The organism is Escherichia sp. E4736 (assembly GCF_005781225.1).
Taxonomy (GTDB): Bacteria; Pseudomonadota; Gammaproteobacteria; order Enterobacterales; family Enterobacteriaceae; genus Escherichia.
Genome location: NZ_VATT01000054.1, coordinates 1 through 13,486, shown reverse-complemented (window position 1 = coordinate 13,486; position 13,486 = coordinate 1). Strand labels below are relative to the sequence as shown.

Sequence of the window (13,486 nt, the reverse complement as noted above, 5' to 3'; positions counted from 1 at the left end):
ACCTGATATTGCGCCATCCAGTAAACCTGATATTGCGCCATCCAGCAAACCTGGTATTGCACTATCCAGTACACCTGATATTGCGCCATCCAGCACACTTGGCACCGCTAACCCGCCGTTACACCCCGCGTCCGAAATTCCTGTTCAGGAGAAGACGAAATAAGATGGATATCAGCGATTTTTATCAGACTTTCTTTGATGAAGCCGATGAGCTATTGGCAGATATGGAAGGGCATTTGCTTGAGCTTAATCCGCGAACGCCTGATAAGGAAAGCCTGAACGCTATCTTCCGAGCCGCTCATTCGATTAAAGGCGGCGCGGGGACATTTGGTTTTACCATATTGCAGGAAACAACGCATATTCTGGAAAATATTCTGGATGATGCCCGCAGCGGAAAACTCCAGCTCAATGAAGGCATCATTAATCTTTTTTTAGAAAGTAAGGATATTATGCAGGATCAACTTGATGCATATAAATCTTCCCGCTCGCCGGATGAGGACAGCTACCGGTATATTTGCGAGGCACTGAGACAGATGGCCCTGGAATCCAGGGAGGGCACTGTTAATAACAACACTCAGTCCGAGCCGATAAAAGAAAGTAAAAAAGATACAGGAACGGGAGAAGATATTTTAAAGATTACCCTCAGGGATCTGGGAGAAAAGGATTTCGAACCTCTTGTTGAGGAACTTAAAAATCTTGGCGAGTTGCAGGATCTTAAAATTGAGAAAAGCAGCCTGCAGGCTCGTATGTTTACCACTACCGCTGCGGATGATATTCTGGCGGTATTATGTTTTATTCTGGAACCAGAACAAATCACAATTGATGTTTGTGATGACGATTTTGTAGAAAATACCTGTCCGGATACAGGCGGTGTTGCGGGAGAAACAAACGATAGTGGATTTTCTGCAACAGCCAGTTCCCCGACTGGCGCTGCGCCAGCAAGAAAACTGCGTGGTGCCAGCGAATCCCGTAAACAAGGTACTGAATCCGGTAGTATTCGTGTCGCCGTAGAAAAAGTAGATCAGATAATTAACCAGGTCGGTGAACTTATTATCACCCAGACCATGCTTACACAGTTATCTGCGGGGCTGGATCCTGCTCAGTACGATTCGCTGATTAACAGTATTGCGCAACTCGAACGTAATGCACGGGATTTGCAGGCATCGGTGATGTCGATCCGTATGATGCCGATGGAATATGTCTTCAGCCGTTTTCCGCGTTTAGTTCATGATCTTGCTAATAAATTAAATAAACAGGTAGAACTGACGCTGTGGGGCGGTTCTGCTGAACTGGATAAAAGTTTAATCGAACGCATTATCGACCCTCTTACACATCTGGTACGTAATAGTCTGGATCACGGTATTGAGCCGATTGATGTCAGGCTCGCTAATGGTAAACCTGCTACCGGTAGCCTGACGCTATCGGCAGAGCACCACGGCGGTAATATTGTTATCGAAGTCGTGGATGATGGCGCCGGCCTCAACAGAGAAAAAATCCTTAATCGCGCTCATGCGCAGGGCGTCGCTATTAGTGATAACCCCAGCGATGAAGAAGTCTGGATGCTCATTTTTGCAGCGGGTTTCTCCACCGCAGAGAAAGTTACCGATGTCTCCGGTCGTGGTGTTGGTATGGATGTCGTGAAACGAAACATTCAGGATATGGGCGGCCATGTGACAATCCATTCAGAGCAGGGGCGTGGAACCACTATCCGGATAATATTACCTCTGACGCTGGCAATTCTGGACGGTATGTCTGTACGCGTTGGGTCAGAAATTTATGTTCTTCCGCTTGGCGCAGTGATGGAATCGCTGATGTTACTGGAAATGCCGTTAAACAGAATGTCCGGCGGTGAGCTGGTATTGAAAGTCAGAGAGGAATATCTGGCCCTCATAGAGCTGAATAATCTTTTCGGTATCCAGAGTGATTTACAGAGTGTAAATGAAGGTATTGCGGTCGTCGTGCAAAGTGCTGGCGTTCGTTATGCGCTACTGGTTGATCAACTGATTGGTCAGCATCAGGTTGTCGTCAAAAATCTCGAACAAAACTATCGTAAGGTGCCGGGAATTGCTGCTGCCACTATTCTGGGGGACGGCAGCGTAGCTATGATCCTGGATGTTGCTGCGCTTTATTCCAGAACAGCAATAACGCCTGCAATAGTGGATTCCGGCAAGGTTCTCAATTAAGGAATACATTATGAAACTCACAGATAACGATAAGCAGTCGGCAAAAGAAAATGTCGGTAATGAATATTTAATTTTTACTCTTGGACAAGAAGAGTATGGGATCGAGATATTAAAGGTTCAGGAAATTCGCGGCTATGAACGTGTTACACGCATTGCGAATACCCCTGATTTTATTGCCGGTGTGACAAACCTTCGCGGCGTTATTGTACCTGTAGTTGACTTTCGCGTTAAATTTCATCTCGACACTGTCGCATTTGATGAAAACACAGTCGTTATCGTGTTAAGTTTTTCTAATAAAATAGTTGGGATAGTGGTCGATGGTGTCTCTGATGTGCTCTCCTTGTCACCCGAACAAATTCGCCCGGCACCTGATTTTAGTGGCGCAAAATTAGCTACGGATTACTTGCTTGGCTTAGGTACGCTTGATTCCAGAATGCTTATTCTCGTAGATATTGAAAAATTGCTTAACAGTGAAGAAATGCAATTGGTTGAGCGTACAGCAGAAATATCAGTTGACTAAAATGTTGCTTTAGTAATTTTCATGCTTACAGGTCAGGTGAATAATGATTTTTTCATCAAAAATCAGCGAGAAGCTCAGGTTCTTACCTGACTCATTATCTCTAAAAACAACTTTTATTATTGCCGTTTCTTTTGTTGTTTTGCTCTTCACTATGTCAAATATTATAACATTATATCATTTTATTGAGATTAAGAATAACGTTTTCAGGCTAACGACAGGTTTAGATCAGATCAATAAATTGTCAAAGACACGGCAAGCGCTTGAACTTGTCTTTGAAGAATGGGATTACCGTGACAATAGTAAATCCATGCATAACATGGAATCTGCTAAAAATTATTTCCATGAGTATCTGAATGTAATTTCTGATGATGCTAAAGTTGGTTCGAAATCCACTCAGGCAGTCAGTAATGCTTTTGCAAATGTTGAAAAGGCGTTTAGTTCGGGTCGACTGAGTGAAGTGCAAAAAGAGGTCGATAATTTTGTTATTCAGGAAAATGCTCTGGATGATTATGTCTATAAATATGATGAGCCTGAAGCTAAGGATATTATTAACTGTCTGTTAACTGACTCTTATTATGTTAGTATATTCTCTTTCGGTTTTTGGATAATATTATCGGTTGTTGGCTGGCTATGGTTAAAAAATAAAGTATTCTCACGATTTGAATACATTAAAGAATGCTTTTCTTTAATTTCTAATGGCGAACTTAACCATACCTTAGACATCGGTCAGAAAAACGAAATTGGCGAAGTTATTGAGCAACTGGATACTATGCGGCTCAATTTAAGCGAAATCCTTACAACGTTTAAAAGTTCAATTGAATTAATCAGTGACAGTACTGATGAAATGGCGCATGGCAACAGCGACCTGTCAACTCGTACAGAGGAGCAGGCGGGGGCATTACAGCTTACGGCTGCCAATATGGAAGAGATTAGTACGACAGTCGCGCATAATGCTGACAACGCAAAAAAAGCGAATGAATTTGCCAGCGCGGCAAATACGACGGCACAGGAAGGGCTGACGGCGGCGCAGGCGGTTACGGAAACCATCCGTACTATTGAGCAAAGTGTTAAAAAGATATCGGAAATTAACAAAGTTGTGGATGACATCGCTCGCCAGACATATATCCTGGCGCTTAATGCTGCTGTTGAAGCGGCAAGAGCCGGAGATCATGGACGTGGATTTGCTGTCGTTGCCAGTGAAGTACGGCATCTGGCTCAAAACAGCGCCAGTGCGGCAAAAGAAATCAATGAATTGATAACCACAGCCGTTGAACATGTTAATACAGGCAATGCGCTGGCTTCCAATGCGGGTAAGACGATTAATGAAATGGTAGATGCCATTTATGATGTCAACAGCATTATGAATGATATCTCACAGGCGTCTGAAGAGCAGAGCAAGGGAATTCAGCAGGTTGCGTATGCACTGACTGAAATGGATAACGTGACGCAGCGTAATAGCATATTGGTCGGCGAATCGGAAACCATCGCACTGAGTCTGCATGATCAGGTCAGACAATTACAGGAAATGATCGCCTTCTTTAAATTACCGATTAATGATCTTTGATTATCCCCGATGCACATCAGATATAGCACCCTACCAGGGTGTTATATCTGCCATCGTTGTCGATAACTACGATTACTATTCCTGTTTTTCTCGTTACTACTCCTGGTTTGGACTGGTTAATTTTTAGTAGTAGGCTTAATCTATTTATATAGGATTAATATAAATGCCTTTATATTAGCCAGGGTAAACACCTGAGTTAATCTCATTAAATATCTTAAGTTGGTTTATTTTTGCTACAGATTTAACTTATTTTATGGTTAATAATATGGAAACAGATGCAACAATTGAAGAGGGTGTTAATATCTGCATATAACAAGCCGTTTTTTGGAGCTAATTTTATGCAGCAACCTGTCGTTCGAGTGGGCGAATGGTTAGTCAGTCCCGATGTTAATCAAATCAGCTGCAACGGGCGGCGGACAACACTCGAACCGCGATTAATCGATCTTCTGGTTTTTCTTGCTCATCACCCCGGAGAGGTGCTTACGCGCGATGAGTTGATTGACCATGTGTGGAAGCGTAATATCGTTACCAGCCACGTTGTAACACAATCTATTTCTGAATTACGCAAGTCATTAAAAAATGGCGATGATGATGAAAATAATGAATATATCGTTACTATCCCCAAGCGTGGATATAAACTCACCGCGCCGGTAATATGGTGTGCTGAAGAAATGGAATTGACGCCTGAACAATCCGATATTATGTCTGATACTCCGCCACCGACCAATGCCCCCACCATTACCGCACCTCAATTAACGGATAATCAGCCGCGTAAATATCATCATTTCCGTGTTGTTATCGTTTGGGCTATATTTTTACTAGCCGTGCTCAGTTGTGTATTTATGGTTGCAAAAACAGCAATTAAATCTAATTTAACGACGACCAATACTCAGCTTCTGCTGAATCCACTTGATATTGATATACACCTCGTTAATGGAAATGCATGTAATAACTGGAATTTACAGCTTTTTTATGCCGTTGGCTTAGGAAGCCTGGTGACATCCACGCTTAACACATTTTCTAATTATATGGTGCATGACAAAATAAACTACAGTGGCCATGTTTCGGGAAATTCAGGGAAAACGTTAACGCTGGAGTTTCTCAATCAACGTCACTATCGCGCACAGCAATGTTTTATGTCTGTCCGCCTGGTCGATCATGCGAACGGCGAGGTTATGCTGGATAAACGTTACTTCATTACGGGGTCTAATGAGGTTGCGATCCAGAATGATTTACTGAGCAATTTATCATCGGCGCTCTCGCTATCCTGGTCAGACAAAATGACGGAAATGATGAACCATTATCAACCCATTAAAAGTCAGTCTCTGGCACATTTTTTTGAAGCACATCAGTTGTTAATGCAGGGGGATGCTGCATCGCTAAACAAAGCCAGTGAAATCCTCGAAGACGTGGCGAAACAGTCCCCGGAATTTACCTATGTTAATGCTGAAAAAGCATTGATCGATATTTTTCGCCATACGCAGCAGTTGCTTGATGACAAACAGCTTAAAACGTTATATGCCTCGATGGAGAAAATTCGTAACAGCCCAGGGATCAAGGATTCAGCGATTTACTATCAGATTAAAACTGTCGATTTGTTAGATCGTGGCAACGTGGAGGAGGCGTATCAGGCAATTAATCTTGGTATCCGAAATGAGCTCTCCTGGCTAAACTATATCCTGCTGGGAAAAGTCTACGAAATGAAAGGCGAAAACCGTCTTGCTGCTGATGCCTATATTACCGCATTTAATTTGCGTCCTGGTGAAAACACGCTGTACTGGATTAAAAACGGAATATTCCAGACATCACTAAACCGCATCGTACCCTACCTTGAAAATTATTCTTCAGCAGAATAAATGAAGCCTTATCATATTTTTTCTTAAATAATATGATAAGGCGTTTTTTTCATGTCATCAGTCACCGTATTTATATTTTACGTAATCCATCATAAGTCAGATGAACTACGGTTTTATTCTTAAGAAAGTTACTTTAATTTGTTGATATTCAACAAGATTTATCTTTTCATGATAACCGTAGATAATCCAGATAACCTTTATGGTTCTCTAAAAAACATCATTTATATATCGTTTATTGTTTATTCATTTTATCTTTAGGACTTCATTCTCCTGAATTAGTACTCTTTTCTGTAGTCGGCCAGTCTGCAGCGTTGTTTACATGTTGATTAGTGCCTTGAATATTAAATCCAGGAGATTGAAAATATGAGTTCTGCCAAACAGATCGGGCTATTTGCCTGTACTGGCGTGGTAGCCGGTAATATGATGGGCAGCGGGATTGCATTATTACCCGCGAATCTTGCCAGCATTGGTGGTATTGCTATCTGGGGATGGATTATCTCTATTATTGGCGCGATGTCGCTGGCCTATGTTTATGCCCGCCTGGCGACCAAAAACCCGCAACAAGGTGGTCCAATTGCTTATGCGGGGGAAATATCTCCGGCATTCGGTTTCCAGACCGGTGTTCTTTATTACCATGCGAACTGGATCGGTAACCTTGCTATTGGTATTACCGCAGTCTCTTATCTTTCTACTTTCTTCCCTGTATTAAATAGCCCAATTCCAGCCGGCATTGCCTGTATTGCTATCGTCTGGATCTTTACGTTCGTCAACATGCTTGGCGGTACCTGGGTGAGTCGTTTGACGACGATTGGCCTGATACTGGTACTGATTCCTGTCGCGCTGACTGCTGTTATTGGCTGGCACTGGTTTGATCTGGCGACTTACCAGGCGAACTGGAACACCTCCGGTACGACTGACAGCCGCGCTGTGATTAACAGTATTCTGCTCTGCCTGTGGGCTTTCGTTGGCGTTGAATCTGCTGCGGTGAGCAGCGGCATGGTGAAGAATCCAAAACGCACCGTTCCGCTGGCAACCATGCTTGGCACGGCAATGGCCGGTATTGTTTATATTGCCGCAACCCAGGTGCTTTCCGGGATGTTCCCTGCCGACCGTATGGCTGCTTCTGGTGCTCCGTTCGCCGTTAGCGCCGCGACGATGTTTGGCGGCTGGGCCGCACCGGTGGTTTCTGCTTTTACCGCTTTCGCCTGTCTGACTTCCCTCGGTTCCTGGATGATGCTGGTTGGCCAGGCGGGTGTCCGTGCGGCAAACGACGGCAACTTCCCGAAAGTTTATGGTGATGTTGACAGTAATAACATCCCTAAAAAAGGCCTGCTGCTTGCAGCGGTGAAAATGACAGCCCTGATGGTGTTGATCACGGTGATGAACTCTACCGGTGGTAAAGCTTCTGACCTGTTTGGTGTGCTAACCGGGATCGCCGTGCTGTTAACCATGCTTCCTTACTTCTACTCCTGTGTTGATCTGATTCGTTTCGAAGGCGTCAACCTGCGTAACAGCGCCAGCCTGGTTTGTTCAGTGCTGGGTTGTGTCTTCTGCTTCATCGCTCTGTCAGGCGCCACGTCCTTCGAGCTGACCGGGACATTTATCGTCAGCCTGATAATCCTGATGTTTTACGGTCGTAAATTGCACCAGCGCGAACATGCTGCTGACGACGTTAGCAGCGTAGACACCCACTAATTCCCTTCGTTTCTCTGCGTTCCTCTCGTTCTCCCACAACGAGACGGGAGGAGCCAGCTCTATCAGGAGATATAAATATGAACGTTATCGCGATAATGAATCAGATGGGTGTTTACTTTAAAGAAGAGCCTATCCGTGAATTGCATTGCGCCCTTGAAAAACGGGGCTTCCACGTTGTCTATCCAAACGACCGCGAAGATCTGCTGAAGCTGATTGAAAATAATGCTCAACTTTGCGGCGTGATCTTCGACTGGGATAAGTACAATCTTGCTCTGTGCGAAGAAATCAGCGCCATGAATGAGTACATGCCACTGTATGCGTTTGCAAATACTCACTCTACCCTGGATGTCAGCCTTAACGAGCTGCGTATGCAGGTGCGTTTCTTCGAATACGCGCTGGGCGCGGCAGAAGATATCGCCTTAAAAATCAAGCAAAATACTGACGAATATATCGATACCATTCTGCCGCCACTGACCAAAGCCCTGTTCAAATATGTTCGTGAAGGTAAGTACACATTCTGTACCCCTGGTCATATGAGCGGTACGGCATTCCTGAAAAGCCCTGTCGGTAGCATTTTCTATGACTTCTTTGGTGCAAACACCATGAAATCAGACATCTCCATCTCGGTATCTGAGCTGGGATCTCTGCTGGATCACTCTGGTCCGCACAAAGAAGCGGAAGAGTATATTGCTCGCGTGTTCAACGCTGAACGCAGCTATATGGTCACCAACGGTACGTCAACCGCTAACAAAATCGTCGGTATGTATTCCGCTCCGGCGGGCAGCACTGTGCTGATTGACCGTAACTGCCACAAATCGCTGACCCATCTGATGATGATGAGCGATATTACGCCGATCTACTTCCGCCCGACCCGTAATGCTTACGGTATTTTAGGCGGTATTCCGCAGAGCGAATTTCAGCATGAAACCATCGCCAAACGCGTGCAAGAAACTCCGAATGCCACCTGGCCTGTACATGCTGTTATTACCAACTCGACTTATGACGGCCTGCTGTACAACACCGACTACATCAAGAAAACGCTGGACGTAAAATCCATCCACTTTGATTCCGCCTGGGTGCCTTACACCAATTTCTCGCCAATTTACAAAGGTAAATGCGGGATGAGCGGTGGTCGTGTTGAAGGTAAAGTGATTTACGAAACTCAGTCTACGCATAAATTGCTCGCAGCGTTTTCTCAGGCATCCATGATCCATGTGAAAGGGGATGTCAACGAAGAGACGTTCAGCGAAGCCTATATGATGCACACCACGACTTCACCGCACTACGGTATTGTCGCATCGACTGAAACGGCTGCGGCAATGATGAAAGGTAATGCCGGTAAGCGTCTGATTGATGGCTCTATTAATCGTGCAATCAGGTTCCGTAAAGAGATTAAACGCTTAAAAGGTGAATCAGAAGGTTGGTTCTTTGATGTCTGGCAGCCAGAGCAGATTGACCAGGTTGAATGCTGGCCGCTCAATTCTGACAACGGCTGGCATGGTTTCCAGAACATTGACAACGAGCATATGTATCTGGACCCGATCAAAGTCACTCTGCTGACGCCGGGTATGACGAAAGACGGCACGATGGACGATTTCGGTATTCCAGCGAGCATTGTGGCGAAATACCTTGATGAGCATGGCATTATCGTTGAGAAAACCGGTCCTTATAACCTGCTCTTCCTCTTCAGCATTGGTATCGATAAAACCAAAGCTCTGAGCCTGTTGCGTGGTCTGACCGAGTTCAAACGCGCCTTTGATTTAAACCTGCGTGTGAAAAACATGCTGCCGTCACTGTATCAGGAAGATCCTGAATTCTATGAAGACATGCGTATTCAGGAACTGGCACAGAATATTCATAAACTGATTTCTCACCATAATTTGCCGGATCTGATGTATCGCGCGTTCGAAGTTCTGCCTGAAATGGTGGTAACGCCGTATCGTGCATTCCAGAAAGAACTGCATAGCGAAGTGGAAGAAGTTTATCTGGATGACATGGTCGGTCGCGTGAACGCCAATATGATCCTGCCGTATCCTCCGGGTGTACCGCTGGTGATGCCTGGCGAAATGATCACCGCTGAAAGCCGTCCGGTACTGGAGTTCCTGCAGATGCTGTGTGAAATTGGCGCGCATTATCCGGGCTTTGAAACCGATATTCATGGTGCGTATCGCCAGGCCGATGGCCGTTATACCGTGAAAGTACTTAAGTAATTAAAGTAGTAAATTGATATAACAGTTTATTTCCTTCTGTCTTATATCGATCTATTGGAAGGGGCCGGTGAATACATGCTGTCGTTCACCGGCTTTATTTTTTTCCGCTGCTCATTCCTCTTTAGCAATATTTTCAACATCTCCTGGCCGTTAAACTAAGGCCAAATCCTGATGGTTTTCTCTTACGCTGAGTGTCAGTATGTGATAGTGCGCATACTACAAAAAAGTTAATTTCGAGAAGGAAATTAAACATAATTAAGAAATAAGATAAAAACTTTCTTTTCACCCAGAAAAGTATTGTAGATAAATGTTGCTCTGTAAAATATATACCTGCTATTAACCAGCACAGAAAAAGGAGAAGCAAGATGGAAGGATATGAGATTATGTTCAGTAACCGAAAAATTAAGTTTAGTCATCAGGTATCGATCAGTTTGTTACTCGGCGTTATCGGTTTTTTTGTTGTCATCGCAGGAATAGTTCTGTTGTGGCACAATTATAATTCATAGGTAATGCCTGAGTATTTCGTTTCACCATCAGGTATTTGACTGCTGATATAGCTGATGTGAAGGGTAATTCATTTTCCTGCACGTCAGCTCGTTGAATTATCTGATGTTAACGGGATATTTTTTGTTGAAATTGTCAGCAATATCAGGTTATTACATGAAGTAAGCGCTTACATTTACATAAATCTGTAGGCCGGATAAGGCGTTTACGCCGCATCCGGCAAGAAACTACGTCGGGCTAAATAGCCATTACCGCGCACATTCATGATGTCCGCGCGAAAACACCTACTCAAGATGTCTGGCGAGTACGTCATTAATTGACTGCTCCAACTCGTCCATAACTTCTTTTGTCAGACGATTAAATTCAAAAGAGATTGTTCGGCCATTAACGCGTTTACGCGCGTATCGGTCTTTGTCATCAAAAGCCCACAGCGAAACGACCTTCGCTTTCTCTTTTTTAGGCAGCGAGATCAGCAAAGACGATTTTTTCTGAATAAGCTTCAGCAGCTTATTTTTAATCTCATCTTCCGCAAGGCCACCTTCGCTCAGAATAAGATCAATATCTTCTGAAATTTGTTCGATCAGCGTGCTCAGTTCGACATTTTTCTCGGCGAGACTTTCGTCTACCGCAGCCAGTAATTTGTAATCGGAAAAATGAAGCTCCGACTGCACTGGGAACAGTGAAACCAGCTCCTGCGGAACGGAGGCCGCCTGCATGGCGCGGGAGACTTTGGCCGGTGACAGTTTTTCCTGTGCGGCTATCTGTTTCTGATTCAGCCCTGATGCCTTAAGCGCCATCAGGCGTAACCCAACTTCACGCAGGTTATGTTCTTTCGCCGTCTGAATATCTGCCGCCAGTTTACGAGCCTCATCGGCAGACACCGTTGAAGTGGTGACCAGTACTTTCAGCGGGGTATGGCACAAAATTGCCGCCGCGCGTCTGCGGGAACCATCAATAATTTCCACACCATCTTCCCGCTCAATACCGATGCAAGGGAAAAACTGTTGCAGGCGGAGCGTGCGGGTAATGTCTTTCAGGGACTCGCTGGTCAGCGAGGTCTGATCGCGACCGTTTATCTCCTGAATGACATAGGTTCCTTTTTCGACCTCATTGGCCGGGATTGTGCGCAACGAAAAAGTAACATGACGCCCAGTGGAGAGAGTAAAGATTTGCTCCTGAGACGGTCCGCCATCATCCTCGTGCAGCGCAGGGGTTTTGAAGGTACGGCCTATGGTGACTCTCTTGGCGCTCATCATACAACTCCGTTGGTTCTGATAAATTCAATGCGGTCGAATACTGCCCGGGCGAAATCTTCAGCGGCGTGGCGGGCATTTTTCAACGCTTCGCTGCTGCCGATATAGGTGGCTGGGTTTGCCGAGACAACGGTGTCGAAGGACTCGCCGCAACGCTCAAAGCCATCCAGTCGCGGTAACGCGACATCGAGCATATCGCCGCCAAAAATCTCTTTTGCCAGGCTATGGCAAAGCTTATGGTCGGATTTATTTGACAGTTTTGACATGAAGCCGATATTGCCCCGTAGATTACACTTCATGCCGGATTCATTAATAATTTCAACCAGTTCAGGGAGTCTGGTTAAATATTTCAGCGTCGAGTGGAAATCGACCTGTGCAGGCGGAACCGGCGTTAACAGCAGATCGGCTGAGGCGATGGCATTTTTGAGAAACGCGTCAAGGTGTGGGCCGCTGTCGATAAAGATGAAATCGTAATCCTTGCGCAGTTTATCAATCACATTCTCTTTCAGCACAGCGTGAACATTTTGCCCCGGCAGGTGTTCGGCGCATAACTCATCCCAGCGTGAGGCGATAAACGCATCTTCAATTGAGGCTGGCAGTACATCTACGCCCGGCACAATGGAAGGCACGATAAATTCTGAGAGTAACTCCTCGCGCGACACATTTTGCAGCATGGCCTGTGCGGAGGTGGCCTCCACCATGCCAATGGCCCGGGTGTGGTTGAGGAACATGGTTGCCGAAGACTGCGGATCGAGATCAACCACCAGGATGCGTAAGTCTTCATAAAGCAGGTGAGGGTGGGTGCGTAGCGCATGGGCCAGAGAAACGGTAGAGACCGTTTTAGACACGCCACCTTTCAGGTTGCCGATGAAAACGGCGAATGCCGATGGATAGCGGTCGCGATATTTAGGAACGCCACGGTGATGGTAAATGTCGATAATGTTCTGAATCGACATGGCGTACTTGGTGGAGCTACCAGCGGGGCGCTTATCAAACACATAGCCGCTTTCTTCCATCTCGTTGACGGCGTAGTCCACGCTGGCGCGCGTGAGACGGGGCAGCCGGGCAAGCGCCGCCTTGGCATAGACCTGATAAAACTTGTTTTCCTGCAACTCTTCTTTCTGTGACTGAATTTGTTCGGTAAGAGAAAACAGCATTTTCTCTGAACGTTGCGCAACTTTTAACAGATGGACAGGCGTATCCATGATTTTCTGCCTTTATGCTGAAATGATGAATTTCGTCAAGAATGCTACATACAAGTGGCAAAGTAAACATTTCAGATGCAATAAGGTAAAAATAGCGGGTAGCGGCTCACTTATCTGTTGAGTTGTGAGCATCTTTGGGCGTTATTCGCCAGATCGGTGTGGGGCAGAAGGCCGGGTTATGTCGTGCTGACGACGTACATAAAGCGCCTGTCTGGATAATATCGTTGTTGTATTGCGTTCAACTTGATGGAACTCTGATAGCACTATTTTCAGTCAATACGCGTCAGGGCTATAGTCCAAAAACATCGGTAATATCAGGGTATTTTTGATAAAAAAAGCCTACGCAATAGATGTTGCTCAGGCTATTGGTGGTTGTTCAGATCCCACTACCGACAGAGGGGGCTGGATCTGCTACGTATGAAAGTGGAAGACGGTGATGTTATCCTGGTGAAGAAGCTAAAACGTCTTGGTCGTGGTGATCTCCTCCCTGAAAACA

At 45.3% G+C, this 13,486-nt stretch carries 8 protein-coding genes; 6 read left to right on the top strand and 2 right to left on the bottom strand.

The window, feature by feature from the left end:
- Positions 1–164: 164 nt before the first annotated feature.
- The 6 genes from cheA (at position 165) to cadA (ending at position 10,028) form a co-directional block, all read left to right on the top strand.
- On the top strand, positions 165–2,183 hold the full coding sequence (gene cheA / locus FEK46_RS23515) for a chemotaxis protein CheA (RefSeq protein ID WP_171021383.1): 2,019 nt from the start codon (positions 165–167) through the stop codon (positions 2,181–2,183).
- A 10-nt stretch (positions 2,184–2,193) separates the two neighbouring features.
- A complete protein-coding gene (locus FEK46_RS22695; protein WP_130209517.1) occupies positions 2,194–2,703 on the top strand; it encodes a chemotaxis protein CheW in 510 nt (169 codons plus the stop codon).
- A gap of 43 nt (positions 2,704–2,746) precedes the next feature.
- Positions 2,747–4,267 (top strand): methyl-accepting chemotaxis protein, encoded by a 1,521-nt coding sequence (locus FEK46_RS22690; RefSeq protein WP_135381291.1) that lies wholly within the window; start codon positions 2,747–2,749, stop codon positions 4,265–4,267.
- A 338-nt stretch (positions 4,268–4,605) separates the two neighbouring features.
- Positions 4,606–6,123, top strand: coding sequence for a lysine decarboxylation/transport transcriptional activator CadC (gene cadC / locus FEK46_RS22685; protein ID WP_130236390.1), 1,518 nt, complete (start codon positions 4,606–4,608; stop codon positions 6,121–6,123).
- A gap of 363 nt (positions 6,124–6,486) precedes the next feature.
- Positions 6,487–7,818 carry a cadaverine/lysine antiporter gene (gene cadB, locus FEK46_RS22680; RefSeq protein ID WP_130236378.1) on the top strand — a complete coding sequence of 444 codons (1,332 nt, stop codon included), beginning with the start codon at positions 6,487–6,489 and terminating at the stop codon, positions 7,816–7,818.
- A 77-nt stretch (positions 7,819–7,895) separates the two neighbouring features.
- Positions 7,896–10,028, top strand: coding sequence for a lysine decarboxylase CadA (gene cadA, locus FEK46_RS22675; RefSeq protein WP_130209511.1), 2,133 nt, complete (start codon positions 7,896–7,898; stop codon positions 10,026–10,028).
- 788 nt (positions 10,029–10,816) lie between these two features.
- Here the strand turns inward: cadA and FEK46_RS22670 are convergent.
- The gene (locus FEK46_RS22670; RefSeq protein ID WP_240725565.1) at positions 10,817–11,788 is read right to left on the bottom strand and encodes a ParB family protein; all 972 of its coding nucleotides are present in this window, start codon (positions 11,786–11,788) and stop codon (positions 10,817–10,819) included.
- Entirely contained in the window at positions 11,785–12,990 is a 1,206-nt protein-coding gene (locus tag FEK46_RS22665) for an AAA family ATPase (protein ID WP_130236377.1), read from the bottom strand. The genes FEK46_RS22670 and FEK46_RS22665 overlap by 4 nt, the downstream gene beginning before the upstream one ends.
- Positions 12,991–13,486: the final 496 nt, after the last annotated feature.